A 14,070-nucleotide genomic window follows, 5' to 3' on the forward strand; every position below is an offset into this window, starting at 1 on the left:
GTCGGCGGCGGGCGTCCCGGCGCCGGCGCGGGCGCCGGGACGCCTCCGGCCCGTCACACCGAGAGCACCTTGACGAAAGCGGTCGCGGACCACTCCGGTGAGCGGCCCACCATGATTCCGTCGAATTCGACCCAGGCGTGGAAGCGGCACGGGTCCTCGGCCGCCCCGAGGACCCACCGCACCCGCCGGCGCGCGAAGGCCGCCGCGAGCACCGCCGCGAGCGAGCGCTCCAGGCAGGCGGCCCGGCCGGGGTGCCGGTCGGCCGCCGCGTCGACCGCCGCGACGGTCGACACCACCTCCGGCCCGGTCGCCATCCGGGTGCACCAGCGGCGGGCCAGGCCGTCCACCACCCGCACCGCCACCCGGAACGGCAGGCGCACCAGCACCAGGGCCGCCAGCAGGCCCGCGTACGCCCGCGGGCCGGGCGCGGCCCGCACCCCGTCGGTCGCGAGCAGGCCCGACGGGTGCTCGCGCGGCAGCGCACCGGGCCCGGCGGGGCGCCCGCCGCGCCCCGGCGCGACCAGGCCCCGGTCCACCATGTCCGCCACGGCCCGCCGGGCGTCCCGCCGGAAGACCTCCGCCGCGGGGTGCGCGTACCGGTCCGCCGCCGCGGCCACGACGTGCTCGACGTCCCCGACGCGGCCGAGCTCCCGCCACAGCGCCGTCGCCACCGGGTTGAGCACGTGCCACCGCCCGGAGCGGGCGTTGAGCAGGAACGCCGCACCGCCGGCCGTGCCCGCCGCGTGCAGGTGGCGGGGGACGTGCACCGCCCTCATGCCAGCGACCCCAGCCACAGGTCGTAGGCCAGCAGCCGGTTCAGCGCCGCGAACGGCGTGCCCGCGCCGGCCACCGCCCGGTCCACCGAGTCGACCACGGCGTCCGGCTCCACCAGCCGCAGGTCGGCCAGCCGGGAGTCGCGCAGCATCGCGCGCAGGCCGGGCGCCGCCAGCCGGACGCCCCGGTACTCCTCGCCGAGGTAGTTCCCCTTGGTCTGCCGGGCCACCGCCTCCGACGGCACCTTCCCGCGGACCGCGGCCCGCAGCAGCGGCTTGTAGTCCGTCCCGTCGGCGCGGCGGTGCGCGGGCAGGGCCGTGCACGCCCGGATCACGTCGTTGTCCAGGAACGGCGCCTGGGGCCACACGCCGAACGGGCGGGCCACCTCGCCCAGCCGCCGCTGCACCGCGCCCGACCGCTGGAGGTCGTGCCGGGCGGTGAAGTCGGCCACGCCGCCCCGGACCGCCTCGTCGGCCGCGGCGGCGTGGTCGTCGACGAAGTCGGCCAGCGACTGCCGCGCGGTGGCGGTGAGCCAGCGCGCCTCCGGGCCCGGCGCGGGCCACCAGGAGATCGCGTCGACCCAGCCGGGCTGCCGGGCGTCGCCGCGCCGCAGCTGCCGGGCGAACTCGCGCAGCGCCCGCCGCATCGACGTCCGGGACAGCCGCAGCGCCCGGTTCAGCACGCGGGTCGGCGAGTCGTGGCGCAGCCGCGCCCACGCGCGGGAGTCGGTGAGCAGCCGGCCCATGCCGCCCGCGCCGGCGAGGTCGCCCAGGTACGCGGGCGGCGCGACCAGCAGGGCGTCGGCGCCCTCGCCGCCCAGGTGCACCCCGCCCCCGACCGCCGCGACGTGCCGCAGCCGCAGGCGGTTGCGCTCGTGCACGGTCACCGCGAAGTCGGGCAGCTCGGCCGGTTCGGCGGTGCGCAGGTGCTGGTAGGCCAGCGTGTCCGCGGTGCCGCGCACCACCTGCAGCCGCAGGTTGCGGCCGGGGCCCGCGTTGCGCAGCGCGTGGTCCAGGTCGTCGGCCGGCGCGCCCGGGTGGTGGTAGGCGAAGACCGGCAGGGGCTCCGCCCGGTGGTCCGCGGCGAGGAAGGCGATCGAGGTCGAGTCCAGGCCGCCGCTGAAGTCCGCGCTGACCGCGCCGCCCGCGGCCATCCGCGCGGTGACGGCGGCGTCGAGCGCGTCGCGCAGGCGCAGGGCGCAGTCGTCCAGCGACATGCCCTCGTCCCGGCCGGCGGCCTCGTAGGGGCGGACCGAGCACGCGCCGGTCGCCGACACGTGCAGCGCCTCGCCCGCCTCGACCCGGCGCAGCCCGGCCAGCGGCGACCGGTTGCGGGTCAGCGCGGGCACGGCCGAGCAGAAGATGTCGGCCAGGGCGACCTGCGGGTCGGGCCGCGCGCCGAGCCCGGCGGCGGCGGCCGTGCGCCGGGCGCTGGTGCCGTAGACGACCGCGCCGCCGCCGGCGTGGAAGTACAGCGGGTACTGCCCGGCCAGGTCCACGAACGCGGTCAGCCCGCGCTCGGTGACGACCACCGCCAGGTAGCTGCCGGGCCAGCCGGTCACCAGCTCGGGCCGGCCCGCGCGCAGCGCGGTGGACAGGTCGGACCGTAGCCGGTCGTCGTCCACCAGGCAGTTGCCCACGACCAGCAGCCGGCCCTCCGGGCAGCGGGCGGTCCGGAACTCGCCGGGGCGCCACGGGCCCCACGCGACCGGCGACGCCCGGTCCGGCCACACGCCGGCCGCGTCGGCGGGCAGCGGCGGGGCCGCGCGGACGGGCCGCACCCCGGGCTCACCGCCGGAACCGGCGCCGGGGCGGGCGCCGAGGTGGACGCCGAGCACACCGGGGCTCGCCCCGGCGACCGGCCGCGTGGGCGGAGCCATCGGTCCCCTACCAGTAGTACTGGGAATTCGCGTCCGCGTTGCCGCTGGACGAACTGCCCAGCGTCACCCGCCGGACGTCGCCGAGGTCGAGCACGACCGGCGGCTCGTAGTGCGCCGGGGACCGGTCGGCGGCCCGGTCCCCGGTCGACGGGGCATTCCGGCCGGCTGACCGCGCGCGAACGCGTCGCAGGAAGTCCATGGTGGTGCCTTCGATCTGGTGAGCGGGCGCCCGCGTGGCGTCCCGACCGGTGGGCGGAATCGGTGTGGGAACGGCAGCCTATCCCATCGAAATACCCGCCAGCCAGCCGCTGAATGCACTCGCGGTGAATACGTGCAAAGCATCATCCGGTCGAGTCGGAGGTCCCCTCGATCGAGTGATGGAGCGATGTGGAGGAGCCGGCGGATATTCGATGCCGGCGGTTCATCGAATTGAACGGAAAGCGGTCGGCCGGGCCGTTCGGCAGTTCACCTTGACGACCGGGACCGCAACCCCAGGATGAGCGCGCCCTGCGCCTCGGCGTAGGGGCTCAGCGTGCTGGTGCGCAGCTCGAAGCCGTCGGTCGGCTCGACCGCGCCGGCCAGCGCGTACCGCGCCAGCTCCTGCCGGCAGGTGTCCAGCACCATGGACCTGGCCTCGGCCAGCTCGCCGCCGATGACGATGCGCTGCGGGTTGATCAGGTTGCACAGCTGGGCCAGCGCGAAGCCCAGCACGCGGCCGGCGTCGTTGAGCACGCGCCGGCACACCGCGTCGCCGTTGTGGGCCTTGAGGACCAGGGCGGCCAGCGTGGTCGGGACGTCCCGCGCGGCGCCCCGCTGCGACTGCTTCACCTTGGCCAGCAGCGACTCCGCGCCGACCAGGGTGTCCAGGCAGCCCCGCCCGCCGCACAGGCACATCTCGCCGTCCGGGTCGATGGTCAGGTGGCCGATCTCGCCCGCCGTGCCGCGCTGCCCGCGCACCAGGTTCGACCCCACCACGATGCCGATGCCCACGCCCGTGGACGCCTTGACGTACACGACGTGCTCGACGGCCTCCTCGGAGGTGTAGGTCTGCTCCGCCAGCGCGCCGAGGTTGGCGTCGTTGTCCATCGCCACCGGCACGCCCAGCTCGGCGGCCAGGTCGGCGGCGGGCTCGTCGCCCGGCTCCCACGGCGGCAGCACCGGGGTGGTGAACCGGCCGGTGCGGGGGTCCACCATGCGCGGCACGGCCAGGCCCGCGGCGACCACGTCCGCCATGCCCTGCCCGGTCTCCTCGACCGCCTCCCTGGTCAGCCGCAGCACGTCGGGTAACAGGCGGCGCAGGCCCACGTTGGCGCCCGGGCTCTCCCGGCGCAGGGCGATGCGGTCGTGCGGCTGGTCGACCGGCCGGGCCACCACCGAGATGTGGTTGAAGCCGAGGTCGACGCCGACGGCGACCCCGCGCATCCGGCTCAGCCGCACCCGTCCGCGGGACCGCCCGCCGCCCGGCGCGTCGATCTCGACGAGGCCCTCCCTGGCCAGCTCCTGGACCGTCGTGGAGACCAGCGCCTGGGACACGCCGGTGCGCCGGGACAGTTGCGACTGCCGGTCGGATTTCACCATGATCTCGATGACCAGGCGCTTGCGGGTCGATTCGCGCCCTTGCGCGGGGGCGTCCAGGAGTTCACGTGCCTCGCGCATGGCAGCCCCTCCGCAAAAATGCTGTGGTCGAAGACCCGGCAGGTCAGAATAGCAGTTCTTTGTTCAGATTGAAGAATCACCGACTTCACTCCGCGGGGCGTGTTCCCCGGTTCCGCCCGGCGGCGTTCCGCGCGGCCGTTCGGCGGAATAACGGCTTCGCCGGGGAGCCCGCCGGTGGCACCCTGCGCCCATGTGGACGACAGCAGGGCTCACCGCCCGCCTCACCCCCCGCTTCGGCCCCGACGTGGCCGCGTGGTGCTCCCGGGCGCCCGACCTCGCCGCCCGGCTGGCCCGGGAGTGGGGCGTCGCGCTCGGCGAGGCGCACGAGGGCGGCGGCTCGTCCCTCGCGATCCGCTGCACGACCGCCGACGGCAGGCCCGCCGTCCTCAAGCTCTCGCCGGACGGGCCGTTCCTGCTCCGCCAGGCCGGGATGCTGCGCAGCCTCGCGCCGTCCGGTCGGGTGCCGGAGGTGCTGGAGGTCGGGGAGGGGGCCGTCCTGCTGGAGGCGGTGGAGCCGGGCGCCGAGGCGGACGCGGCGCCCGAGGAGTGGGCCGGGCTGATGGCCGACCTGCACGCCGTCGAACCGCCCGCCACCCTCGCGCGCACGCTGCGCGGCCGGTGGGAGGAGTCCTTCGCGCGGATCGGCCGGCGCCTCGCCGAACCGGCCGTCGCGGCCCGCCTGGACCGCGCCGCGTGGGACCGCGCGATCGAGCGGTGCGCGAAGCTCCTGGACTCCCAGCGCACGACCGTCCTGCTGCACGGCGACCTGCACCCCGGCAACGTGCTCGACGGCGGCGCGCGGGGGCTGGTCGCGATCGACCCCAAGACGTGCGTCGGCGACCCGTGCTACGACGCGGTCGACTACGTGCTGGGCGCGGCGGGCGGGGAGGGGGTCGAGGTGCGGTGCGAGCGCGTGGCGCGGGCGTACGGCCTGGACCCCGAGCGGCTGTTCGAGTGGTGCCGGGTGGACGCGCCCATGGTCGCCATCGGGCTCCTCACGTGGGGCGGGTCGGAGGAGGCGCTGGAGCAGCTGCTCGCGCTGGTGTGACCGGTGCGGGGGTCCGGTCCGAAGTGGACACGGGCGCGGGAGGGGGAACGCGGGGAGCGGCGGGCCGGCCGACGCGACCGGCGGAGGGCACCGCCGGCCGACGTCGGCCGCCTGTCGGCGATCAGGCCGCGGCCTTGGTCTCCCAGAAGATCTTGTCGATCCGGGCGATCAGGTCGAGCAGCTCCTGCCCCTTGGCCGGGTCCATGGAACCCTTGGTGCCGGACGCGCCGGCGGCCTTCGTGGCGCGGTTGAACAGGTCGTGCAACTCCGGGTACTTCTCGAAGTGCGGCGGCTTGAAGTAGTCGGTCCACAGCACCCACAGGTGGTGCTTGACCAGCTCGCTGCGCTGCTCCTTGATCAGGACGGCGCGCTGGCGGAACTCGGGGTCCTCGTTGGCCTGGTACTTCTCCTGGACCGCCTTGATCGACTCCGCCTCGATCCGGGCCTGCGCCGGGTCGTAGACGCCGCACGGGAGGTCGCAGTGCGCGGTGGCCTCCGGTAGCGGGCGGCGGAGAATGCGCGACAGAAGTCGCATTGTTCCTCCTTGACAGTGGGTGCTCCGACGCGCCGAACCCTACTCCGGGGGCCCGGCGCAGGCAGGTGGAGGTGATCGTTGGCACCCGTGGACGACAGGCCGTCGCCGCTGGTGCGGGTGGTCGGGCCGTCGATGTACCCGACCCTCCGGACGGGGGACGTCGTCACCGTCGGACGAGCGCGGCGGGTCCGGGAGAACGACCTCGTGCTGGTCCGCTGGGACTCCCGGCCGGGGCAGCTCTCGGTCAAGCGGGCCGTGCGGGAGGTGGACGGGGGCTGGCACGTCGAGGGCGACAACCCCTTCGCCTCCACCGACTCGCGCGCGCTGGGCGCGGCACGGGTGGTCGGGGTGATCCGCTTCCGCCTCTGGCCACGCCCGCGCCGGCTCCGCTAGCGCCCGGCTCCGCCCTTGAGCCGCGCTCTGCAGCTCTCACCTCAGGCCGCCCCCGCGCGGCTCTCGCCTCAGCCGCGCTCCGCGCGACGGCGCTTCAGCTCCCGTAGGCCGCGCTCGGCGCGGCGGCGCTTCAGCGCAGCCGTGTGCCTCGTGTTCTCCCCGTACGGCCTGGGCGCAGCCCAATCATGCCGAGCTGGGGGTGTCAAGCACGCTTCACCGCTTGACACCCCCAGCTCGGCATGATTGCCTCCGGCAGGCCGTGCGGGGAGAACACGACGCACTTCCCTTCTCCTTGGGGGCCTCTCGGCCGCTTTTCTTACCGAGATCGCGCACCGATCCAGGAAATATTTGGTGCGGTACGGATCCAAGCTGAAGAGCTTTAAAGAGTCCTCGCCGGACAGGCAGGCCGCCAAGGAGAATGAAAAGAAAGAGCGGTCGTGTTCTCCCCGCATGACCTGTCAAAGACGACCATGCTTTCTTGGGGGGTGCAAGCGAAAAGCGTGCTTGCACCCCCCAAGAAAGCATGGTAGCCCTCCGGGCAGGCCATACGGGGAGAACACGAGAGCACCGGTCTGCACGGGGTGTGCCACGAGCCCACAAGCTCAAAGTTGCTGGTTGTGCGGGGTGTGGCAGTGGTGGGTGTTGGTGCTGCCGGTGCGGGTAGTGGTGTGGCTTAAGCGCGGAGCTTGGCGTACCAAGCGGTGCACTCTTCGTAGGACGGCAGCAGGCCGGCGGCGCGTGCTTCCTCCAATGTCGGGGCGGCGGCATCGCGCGGTGACAGCAAAGGGGTGATGTCGGTGGGCCACGGCAGGTCCAACGACAGCGGGTTGATCGTGCGTTCGGCTTTGGGGTTGTAGCCCTCCGAGCACAGGTACGACGTGGCGCTGCCGTCCTCCAGCGCCATCAGCGCGTGCCCGACGCCCTCCGGCACGTACACCGCGTTGAACTTCTCCGGCGACAGCTCGACCGCGTCCCACGCGCCGAACGTCGGCGAGCCCACCCGGATGTCCACCAGCACGTCGAGCAGCCGCCCGCGCGGGCAGTGCACGTACTTGGCCTGCCCCGGCGGCACGTCCGCGTAGTGCACGCCCCGGACCACGCCGCGCCTGGACTCGCTGTGGTTGGTCTGGGCGACCCGCAGCCCGTGCCCGACGGCGTCGGCGAAGGCGCGCTCCTGGAACGGGGCGACGAACATCCCCCGGTCGTCGGGGAACACCGATGGGCTGAATTCGAAAGAGCCGGGGATTTTCAGTTCGCGTGCCTGCATGGCGCACACCCTAGAACGCCGAGGTGTCTTGACCGATCCTGCCTGCGGAAACCGACCAGTCGGTGCAGAAAACCGGACGTACGTTCTGGGAAACCCGCCCTGACCTGCGGAAAGTTGTGTGATCCCCGCCGCAGACAGCGCCCCCGAACGCTGTCATGCTTGCCCGCACACCGCCCCTCAGGGCCACCGCGCCGACCGCGCGGAACGGCCCGCCGCCAGGCCCCGACGATCCGCGTGACAACGCCGGTCCCGGTGCGCCGCAGCATTCGCGCACCGCAGGAGGTAATCCCAAGTGACCGCAGTGAACGACCGCCCCCAACACGACCAGGCCGCCGGCCTGACCGATGACGAGATCTTCCGCGCCCACGAGGGCGGCAAGCTCGGCGTGGGCGCCACCGCCTCGCTGGCCGACCCGCGGGCGCTGTCCATCGCCTACACACCGGGCGTGGCCCGGGTCAGCCGCGCGATCGCCGAGGACCCCGCGCTGGCCGCGAAGTACACCTGGGCGCACCGGCTGGTGGCCGTGGTCAGCGACGGGACGGCCGTGCTCGGCCTGGGCGACATCGGCGCGAGCGCGTCGCTGCCGGTCATGGAGGGCAAGGCAGCGCTGTTCAAGACCTTCGGCGGCCTGGACTCGATCCCGCTGGTGCTGGACACCACGGACGTCGACGAGATCGTGGAGACCCTGGTCCGGCTGCGCCCGTCGTTCGGCGCGGTCAACCTGGAGGACGTCGCCGCGCCGCGCTGCTTCGAGCTGGAGCGGCGGCTGGTCGAGGCGCTGGACTGCCCCGTCATGCACGACGACCAGCACGGCACCGCCGTGGTGCTGCTGGCCGCGCTGCGCGGCGCGAACACCGTCCTGGGCAAGGATCTCGCGAGCCAGCGCGTGGTGATCTCCGGCGCGGGCGCGGCCGGCGTGGCGTGCGCGAGGATCCTGGTCGCCGCCGGCGCGGGCGAGGTCACCGTGGTCGACTCGCGGGGCATCGTGCACGCCGGCCGGGACGGGCTGAACCCGGTGAAGGCGGAGCTCGCCGAGGTCACCAACGCGAGCGGGCTGCGCGGCGGCATCGCGGAGGCGCTGCGCGGCGCGGACGTGTTCGTCGGCGTGTCCTCCTCGAAGGTGGGGGAGGAGCTGGTCGCGAGCATGGCCGGTGACGCGATCGTGTTCGCGCTGTCCAACCCGGACCCGGAAGTTCACCCGGACGTGGCGCGCCGGCACGCGGCGGTCGTCGCGACCGGGCGCAGCGACTTCCCCAACCAGATCAACAACGTCCTCGCGTTCCCCGGCATCTTCCGCGGCGCGCTGGACGCGGGCGCCAAGCGGATCACCGAGAACATGAAGCTCGCCGCCGCCGGGGCCATCGCCGCGGTCGCCGCGGACGACCTCGCGGTGGACCGGATCGTGCCCAGCGCCCTGGACCCCCGGGTCGGTCCCGAAGTGGCCGCCGCCGTGGCCTTGGCAGCTCGGCAGGACGGAGTAGCCTGACCCCCAGTCGGAGTTGGGAGAGCTCCGGCCGCATCCGTCCATTCGGCTCATCGGGAGAACGGAACCACCTCGGCGTTGGTTCGTTAGCCCGACAAGGGGGTGGGCGATGACGCTCCGAAGCGCTACGGTCCCTCTCCTCGGGTGAATATTGCCCGCGGAGAGGGACGCCGTATTCGGGTGCGGTCGGGCCGGTTCATCCCTGCCGTAGACACGGGAAGGTGGGACCGTGCCCAAGCGGGTTGGACGCGCTCCGGTGGTGCTCGACCCCGGGCGGCCCACGGGGCGGCCACCCGTGCTCGACGGCGTCGAACTGCCCGAGGCCCCTTCCCTGCTGTGCGACCCCAAGGGCGAGGTGGTGCGCGCCAACGACGCCGCCGTGGCGCTCGCGGGCGCGCGGTCCGCCGCGGAGCTCGTCGGCCGGGCGCTGGGCGACCTCCTCGTCGGCGAGCCGCCGGACCTGCGGCTGCGCCGGGCCGACGGTGCGCTGCTGCCGGTCCGCGCGGTGCGCAACCAGGTGCCCGGCACCAAGCTGCGCGCGGTGCTCCTGGTGGACGTGTCCGACCTGGCCAAGGCCGCCGACGAGCTGCGCGACGAGCAGCGCCGGCTGCGCACCGTGCAGCGGGTCGCGCAGATCGGCTCGTGGGAGTACGACCCGACGACCGGCGTCACGGTCTGGTCGGAGTCGCACTACGAGATGATCGGCGCGCGGCCGGGCGAGGTCGTGCCGGGCGCCCAGGCCGTGCTGGACGTGGTCCACCCCGACGACCACGACATGGTGGCCCGCTACTGGGCCAACCGGGAGCTGGACGGCAACCCGATCGACATCGTCTACCGCATCGTCCTGCCCTGCGGGGAGCTGCGCTGGATCAGGGGCGTCGCCGAGTCCAAGCTGCGGGCCGACGGCCGGACCCAGTTCATCACCGGCTACATCCGCGACATCACCGCCCAGCGGCGCGCCGACCGCGCCCTGGAGGTCGAGCGCGCCCGGCTGCTGGAGGCGCAGCGCATCGCGCGCATCGGCAGCTGGAGCTACGAGGTGGCCACGAAGGCGGTGCACCGCAGCGACGTGCTGCTGGAGATGTACGCCGACGTGGGCATCTCGCCGGGCTGCGACCTGCTGTGCGGCGTGCACCGCGAGGACCGGGCGGCGCTGGGCGCGCTGCGCCGGCGGCTGGCGCACGCCGAGGAGGGGCGGACCTTCGAGGCGGAGGTGCGCAGCGAGACCGGCGAGCGCGTCTACATCTGCCGCGTCCGCCCCGAGTTCGAGGGCGGGCGGCTGCACCGCTTCCACGGCACCGTCCAGGACGTCACCGAGGCGCGGGCGCTGGAGCGGCAGCTGCGCGACGACCGGCGGCGGCTGGCCGACGCGCAGCGGGCGGCGCAGCTGGGCGTGTGGGAGTGGAACCCCCGGACCGGCGACGTGGTGTGGTCGGACATGCTGTCCGACCTGTTCGGCGTGCCCGTCGCCGAGCACACCCACTACGAGACCTACCTCGACCTGGTGCACCCCGACGACCGGGGCTGGGTGGACGAGCTGTGGCGGCAGCTGGCCGTCGACCAGGTTCCGGTCCAGTGCGAGCACCGGATACTGCGCCGCGACGGCAAGGTCCGCGTGTTCCGCTGCTACGGCGTGGTGGTCCGCGACCCCGACGGCCGGCCGCTCGCGGTGGGCACCGCGCAGGACATCACCGAGCAGCGGGCCGCCGAGGCCCGGATGGAGCGCTCCAGCCAGCGCTTCGCCGACCTGGTGTCGCTGACGCCGGTCGGCATCGGCCTGTTCGACGAGGCCGAGCGGCTGGTGGACGCCAACGACGCGCTGTGCGACCTGCTGGGCATGGACCTGGAGCAGCTGCGCGGCATGACCGCCGAGCAGCTGACCCACCCGGACGACAAGGAGGACCGGCTCGACTCGGTGAGCCGGATGGCCCAGGCCGGCGTGGACCGCGTGCACAAGATCCCGCAGCGCATCCTGGTCCGCCCGGACGGCGAGCAGGTGTACTGCGAGCTGCACATCGCGCTGTCGGTGCAGGACGACGGCCGCCGGTTCTGGCTCACGGTGTTCCAGGACATCACCGAGCGCCGCCGCGCGTCCGAGGCGCTGCGCCACCAGGCCACGCACGACGAGCTGACCGGCCTGCCGAACCGGGCGCTGGTCAAGGAGCTGCTGACCACCCTGCTGGGCTCCGAGGACCGCTCGCGGGTGGCGGTGCTGTTCTGCGACATCGACAACTTCAAGCGGGTCAACGACTCCCTGGGCCACGACGCGGGCGACGAGCTGCTCGTCGCGCTGGCCCGGCGGCTGGAGGGCGGCCTGCCGGAGGGCTGCACGGCCGCGCGCCTGTCCGGTGACGAGTACGTGATCATCTGCGAGAACATCGACGAGGTCGGCGGCGTCGACGCGCTGGCCAACAGGGTGGCGGGCCTGCTGCGCACGGCCGTCCCGGTGCACGGGCAGCTGGTGCGGGTGTCGGCGTCGATCGGCGCGGCGGTGCCCAACGGCTCGCGGGCGACCGGCAACGACCTGCTGCGGTTCGCCGACGCGGCGATGTTCGAGGCGAAGCGGTCGGGCGCGGGGCGGGTGTCGCTGGCCAGCGCGGCGCTGATCGCGTCGGCGGACCGGCAGGTGCACCTGGAGGGGCAGCTGCGCGAGGCGCTGGCCAACGACGGCCTGGCGCTGCACTTCCAGCCCGTGGTCGGGGTCGACGGCGTCGTGCAGACCGCCGAGGCGCTGGTGCGCTGGCCGCACCCGGACCGGGGCCTGCTGCCGCCGGACATCTTCCTGCCCGTCGCGGAGCAGGGCGACCTGCTGCGCGAGCTGGACCGCTGGGTGCTGCGCACGGCGTTGAAGGAGGCTTCGACCTGGCCGGAGCCCAACGGCCGGCCGGTGTCGGTGGCGGTGAACCTGGCCGGCCTGGTGCCGGGCGACCCGGAGTTCGTCGACATCGTGGCGAACGCCATCGCCGAGGCCGGCACCCCGTGGGACCGCGTGGTGCTGGAGCTGGTGGAGACGGCGCTGGTGGACCTGCCGTCGCGGGTGCGGCAGTCGATGGACGAGCTGGTGGCGCGCGGCATCAGGTTCGCCGTGGACGACTTCGGCACCGGCTACTCGTCGCTGGCGCGGCTGAAGGAGCTGCCCGCGCAGATCATCAAGGTGGACCGGCGGTTCGTGTCCGGGGTGGGCAACGACTCGTCGGACTTCGCGGTGGCGCGGGCCGTGGTGGACATGGCGCGGGCGATGGGGCGCGAGTGCGTGGCGGAGGGCGTCGAGACGGCGACGCAGTTCCACGTGCTGCGCGGCGTCGGGGTCGACGCCTACCAGGGCTGGCTGTTCTCGCGCCCGGTGCCGCCCAAGGAGTTCCGCGCCGTGCTGGCGCTCGGCGCGCTGCACGTCCCCCGGGCCGGCTGACGCGGCCGGCCCCGCCCGCCGGCCGGGCCGACCGCCGCGCGGGTCCCGGTCACCCCGCCGACGCCCGGATCAGGGGCAGCAGCGCGGCGACCCGGTGCCGGGGCAGGTCGATCAGCCGGTGCTCCAGGTCGTCGTGCTCCCCGATCCGCTCGCGCGCCTCGCGCTTGGTGATCCGCAGCGCGGTGGTGAGCGCTTCCCGCCACACGTTGCCCAGCTTCCCGTGCGCCCGCAGCAGCACCTCGCGCACGGCCAGGCCGCCGGGGTCCAGGGTGCCCGCGAGCACCTGGTCCGCCACCACCACGCAGGTCTTCCCGTCCGGGGTGGACCGCAGGAACCGCAGCGCGAACCGGGTGTCCACCAACGACCTCAACCCCTCCTGCCCGGCGGCGGACGACACGTCCGGGTGGTTGTTGGGCACCAGGGCCGCCATCCGGCCGGGCGAGCACGCCAGCAGGGTCCGCAGCAGCCACGGCCCGGGATCGCCGGTCAGGTCGACGGCCAGCGACGCCGCGCCCCGGCCGACCGGGTCCGCCCAGCCGGGCGCGCGGGGCTTCGGCGGCGGCGAGGACTCCGGGCGCGGGGCCAGGTCCACCAGCGCCTGCAACGCCTGCGCGCTCGGCCCGGTCGCCTCCACCGACTGCGGGCCGTGGGTGTAGATCGCGGTCCGGCCGGGGGTCGCCGACCGGCGCGCGGTGGGGCGGCACACGTACAGGTCGGCGGCGCTGCCGATGGCCTGCGCGCCGTCGAACCGGTGGAACGCGGGCAGGATCGCCTCGAACACCAGCCCCAGCCGCTGCAGCTCCTGCTGCGCCTTCAGCCCCAGCGCGGGCGTGCGGTCGCTGTACCCGTAGGCCAGCAGCACCCGGCCCCGCCCGAGGTCGGCCAGGCACTCCACCGCGCGGCCGGCGAACAGGGCCATGCCCTCCGGCGTGTAGGGCGGGTCGCTGAACACCAGGTCCGCCGACTCCAGCAGCGCGGGCGGCAGGCCGAACCGGAAGTCCGCGTGGAACGTCCGCACGCGCCCGCCGGACCGCTGCTCGACGTACTCCAGCAGCCGGTCGTCCACGTCGACCACGACCACCGACACCGCCGGGTTGACCGCGGTCACCGCGAGCGAGGTCAGGTCGTGGTCGCCCAGGCACAGCAGGACGCGCCCGGCCAGGTCGTAGTGCGAGTCCAGCCACAGCGCCCGCTTCAGCGCCGTCTCGGCGGTCGCCTGCACGTGGTCCAGCGCGGCCAGCGGCGGCGGCACCGCGGCGACGTCGGCGAGCACCGCCCGCAGGTGCGCCGGGTCGCGCGCCACCAGCGGGTCCGCCGGTTCGGGCTCGGCGGTGAACTCGGCGTACCGCGCCACCCGCGACGGCGCGATCCGGTGCCGGTCGCCGTCGGTCTCCAGGTCCGCGTCGAGCGCCTTGAGCACGTCCTGCACGGTCCGCCGCGGCACGGCGGGCAGCCGCACCAGCTCCGCCAGGGTGTGCCAGTCTTCGCCGAGCAGCGTCAGCACCCGCCGCAGCTTGCGCGCGTGCACGCCGTGCGACGCCAGCAGCGCGCGGACTAGTTCGGTGGCCACAACCGGTGCAGCCTACTGACCGGATCCTGGAACGCGGTGCCGCGGTCGGGTCGACC

11 protein-coding genes are annotated in these 14,070 nt (G+C 74.5%); 4 read left to right on the plus strand and 7 right to left on the minus strand.

The annotated features are described in order from the left end of the window. Positions 1–53: 53 nt before the first annotated feature. From JOE68_RS19275 to JOE68_RS19290, 4 genes are all read right to left on the minus strand, one after another. Positions 54–776, minus strand: coding sequence for a lasso peptide biosynthesis B2 protein (locus JOE68_RS19275; RefSeq protein ID WP_204843693.1), 723 nt, complete (start codon positions 774–776; stop codon positions 54–56). Next, complete coding sequence (locus JOE68_RS19280) at positions 773–2,653, minus strand: asparagine synthase-related protein (RefSeq protein ID WP_204843694.1); 1,881 nt, start codon at positions 2,651–2,653, stop codon at positions 773–775. Before JOE68_RS19280 ends, JOE68_RS19275 begins: the two co-directional genes overlap by 4 nt. 7 nt (positions 2,654–2,660) lie before the next feature. Continuing rightward, on the minus strand, positions 2,661–2,852 hold the full coding sequence (locus tag JOE68_RS19285) for a lasso RiPP family leader peptide-containing protein (RefSeq protein ID WP_204843695.1): 192 nt from the start codon (positions 2,850–2,852) through the stop codon (positions 2,661–2,663). A gap of 266 nt (positions 2,853–3,118) precedes the next feature. Beyond that, on the minus strand, positions 3,119–4,309 hold the full coding sequence (locus JOE68_RS19290; protein ID WP_204843696.1) for an ROK family transcriptional regulator: 1,191 nt from the start codon (positions 4,307–4,309) through the stop codon (positions 3,119–3,121). 190 nt (positions 4,310–4,499) lie between these two features. Between JOE68_RS19290 and JOE68_RS19295 the strand changes: the two genes are divergently transcribed. Then, positions 4,500–5,357, plus strand: a complete 858-nt coding sequence (locus tag JOE68_RS19295; protein ID WP_204843697.1) for an aminoglycoside phosphotransferase family protein — start codon at positions 4,500–4,502, stop codon at positions 5,355–5,357. A 121-nt stretch (positions 5,358–5,478) separates the two neighbouring features. Here the strand turns inward: JOE68_RS19295 and sodN are convergent, their stop codons facing one another. Beyond that, positions 5,479–5,892, minus strand: a complete 414-nt coding sequence (gene sodN / locus JOE68_RS19300; RefSeq protein ID WP_204843698.1) for a superoxide dismutase, Ni — start codon at positions 5,890–5,892, stop codon at positions 5,479–5,481. An 87-nt stretch (positions 5,893–5,979) separates the two neighbouring features. Here sodN and JOE68_RS19305 point away from each other — a divergent pair, with 87 nt between their 5' ends. Next, positions 5,980–6,285 (plus strand): S24 family peptidase, encoded by a 306-nt coding sequence (locus JOE68_RS19305; RefSeq protein ID WP_307819748.1) that lies wholly within the window; start codon positions 5,980–5,982, stop codon positions 6,283–6,285. Between the two features lie 673 nt (positions 6,286–6,958). Here JOE68_RS19305 and JOE68_RS19310 read toward each other — a convergent pair. Beyond that, a complete protein-coding gene (locus tag JOE68_RS19310) occupies positions 6,959–7,552 on the minus strand; it encodes a dTDP-4-dehydrorhamnose 3,5-epimerase family protein (protein ID WP_204843699.1) in 594 nt (197 codons plus the stop codon). Positions 7,553–7,844: 292 nt separating this feature from the next. Between JOE68_RS19310 and JOE68_RS19315 the strand changes: the two genes are divergently transcribed. After that, positions 7,845–9,038 (plus strand): NAD(P)-dependent malic enzyme, encoded by a 1,194-nt coding sequence (locus JOE68_RS19315; RefSeq protein ID WP_307819749.1) that lies wholly within the window; start codon positions 7,845–7,847, stop codon positions 9,036–9,038. A 226-nt stretch (positions 9,039–9,264) separates the two neighbouring features. Further along, complete coding sequence (locus JOE68_RS19320; protein ID WP_204843700.1) at positions 9,265–12,444, plus strand: bifunctional diguanylate cyclase/phosphodiesterase; 3,180 nt, start codon at positions 9,265–9,267, stop codon at positions 12,442–12,444. Positions 12,445–12,493: 49 nt separating this feature from the next. On the opposite strand, the gene JOE68_RS19325 is transcribed toward JOE68_RS19320, so the two are convergent. Continuing rightward, positions 12,494–14,014 (minus strand): bis-aminopropyl spermidine synthase family protein, encoded by a 1,521-nt coding sequence (locus JOE68_RS19325; RefSeq protein ID WP_204843701.1) that lies wholly within the window; start codon positions 14,012–14,014, stop codon positions 12,494–12,496. Between the last annotated feature and the right edge of the window lie 56 nt (positions 14,015–14,070).

It is taken from the genome of Saccharothrix algeriensis (assembly GCF_016907655.1).
Classification (GTDB): Bacteria; Actinomycetota; Actinomycetes; order Mycobacteriales; family Pseudonocardiaceae; genus Actinosynnema; species Actinosynnema algeriense.